The organism is Streptomyces sp. NPDC000941 (assembly GCF_053599555.1).
In genome coordinates, this window is sequence record NZ_JBSFMM010000510.1 from 1 (window position 1) to 2,159 (window position 2,159).

The window sequence follows — 2,159 nt, forward strand, 5'->3', positions numbered from 1 at the left end:
ACCCAGAGCATGATCTCGTACTGGTGGTCGGTGTCCCAGATGTCGTACGACGTGTTGTACGCGCCGGCGGAGACCACCCACGGCACCGTGGCCGCGGCGCGCGGCGGCCGGGGCCCTCGGGCCTCCTCGGGGGCGGGCTCTTCCGGGGCCTCCTCCAGGATCAGGTGGGCGTTGGTGCCGCTGATGCCGAACGACGAGACACCCGCCCGCCGCCGCCGGTCGCCCGGCCGCCACGGCACCGGCTCGGGCCCGGCCAGCAGCCGCACCGCGCCGCTGTCCCAGTCGACGACGGGCGTCGGCGGGCCGTCGTGCGGCAGGGGCGGCAGCGCGGCGTGCCGCATCGCCATGACCATCTTGATGACGCCCGCGACCCCGGCGGCGCCCTGGGTGTGGCCGATGTTGGGCTTGATCGCGCCGAGCAGCAGCGGGCGTTCGGCGGGGCGGTCCTGGCCGTACGTCGCCAGCAGCGCCTGCGCCTCGATCGGGTCGCCGAGGGTGGTGCCGGTGCCGTGCGCCTCGACCGCGTCGACGTCGGCGGGGGAGAGGCGGGCGCTGGCGAGGGCCGCGCGGATGACGCGCTGCTGCGACAGGCCGTTGGGGGCGGTGAGGCCGTTGCTGGCGCCGTCCTGGTTGATGGCGGAGCCGCGGATGACGGCCAGCACGCGGTGGCCGTTGCGGCGGGCGTCGGAGAGGCGTTCCAGCAGCAGCAGGCCCACGCCCTCGGCGAACGCCGTGCCGTCGGCCGCCTCGGCGAACGCCTTGCAGCGGCCGTCGGCCGCCAGGCCGCGCTGCCGCGCGAACTCGGTGAAGACGTACGGCGTCGTCATGACCGTCACGCCGCCGGCGAGCGCCAGGTCGCACTCGCCGCCGCGCAGCGCCTGCGCCGCCAGGTGCATCGCCACCAGCGAGGAGGAGCAGGCGGTGTCGACCGTCACCGCCGGGCCTTCCAGGCCCAGGGTGTACGCCACCCGCCCCGACAGCACGCTGGGCGCGTTGCCGGTGACGAGGTAGCCCTCGGCGGCCGGGTCGACGTGTGGCGTGCCGAAGCCGGGCAGCGCCGTCCCGGCGTACACGCCGACGGGCGCGCCCTTCAGCGACACCGGGTCGATGCCCGCCCGCTCCAGCGTCTCCCACGCCACTTCGAGCAGCAGCCGCTGCTGCGGGTCGACCGCCGCCGCCTCGCGCGGGCTGATGCCGAAGAACTCCGGGTCGAACAGGTCCGCGTCGTGCAGGAACCCGCCCTCGCGGGCGTAGGTGGTGCCCGCGTGGCCGGGGTCGGGGTGGAACAGCCGCTCCAGGTCCCAGCCGCGGTTGGCGGGGAACGCCGTCATCGCATGCCGGCGGCCGGCGACGAGGTCCCACAGCTCCTCGGGCGAGGCGGCCCCGCCCGGGTACCGGCAGGCCATCGCGACGATGGCCACCGGCTCGTGCTGCCCGTCCTCCACCTCGCGCAGGCGTGCCCGGGTGTCGTGCAGATCGGCGGCGACCCGCTTGAGGTAGTCGACCAGCTTCTCTTCCGTCGCCTCGCTGGGGCTCATTGCACTCCGAGTTCCTTGTCGATGAAGTCCAGGACCTGGTCCGTGGTCGCGGCCTGGAGGCGGTCCGCCGCGCGGCCGGTGCCGTCGGCGCCCGGTGCGGCGGCGTGGGCCGCCTTCCACGCGGCGAGGAGCGACTCCAGGCGCTCCGTCACCGCGGCCGGGCCGCCGCCGTCGCCGTTCGCACCCGCCGCGGCGCCCAGGGCGGCCAGCGTCTCCTCAAGACCGGTGAGCTGGCCGAGCACCGGCGCGTAGACGTCCGCCGGCCGCGGAACGGCGGCCGGGGCCAGCTGCGTCCGCAGGTGCTCGGCCAGGGCCACGGCCTCCGGGTAGTCGAAGATGACGGTGGCCGGCAGCCGCAGGCCGGTCGCGGCGGTGACGCGGTTGCGCAGCTCGACGGCGGTCAGCGAGTCGAACCCCAGCTCCTTGAACGCCGCGTCGGCGGGCACGGCGGCCGGATCGGCGTGCCCGAGCACGGTCGCGGCGTGCCGCCGTACCAGCTCCGTCATCAGCCGCCGCTGCTCCGCGACCGACAATGTCTCGGCCAGGGTCGGCGACATCGTCCTGGTGACCCCGAGCGGCGTCCCGTACGACCGGCTCGGCCCGGGTGACGCGGTCGGCGTC

Annotated in this window: 2 protein-coding genes; both read right to left on the reverse strand. The window is 75.9% G+C overall.

Annotation, left to right across the window (positions count from 1 at the left end; translation table 11 throughout):
• Positions 1–1,538: beta-ketoacyl synthase N-terminal-like domain-containing protein (locus tag ACWDSL_RS53150; protein ID WP_450496936.1), on the reverse strand; the 1,538-nt coding region annotated here is incomplete at its 3' end.
• On the reverse strand, positions 1,535–2,095 hold the full coding sequence (locus ACWDSL_RS53155; protein ID WP_450496937.1) for a phosphopantetheine-binding protein: 561 nt from the start codon (positions 2,093–2,095) through the stop codon (positions 1,535–1,537). The genes ACWDSL_RS53155 and ACWDSL_RS53150, both read right to left, overlap by 4 nt.
• Positions 2,096–2,159: the final 64 nt, after the last annotated feature.

Excerpts from the sequence above, each read along its gene's own strand:
- ACWDSL_RS53155 (WP_450496937.1), bottom strand. The coding sequence starts at position 2,095 with ATGTCGCCGACCCTGGCCGAGACATTGTCGGTCGCGGAGCAGCGGCGG.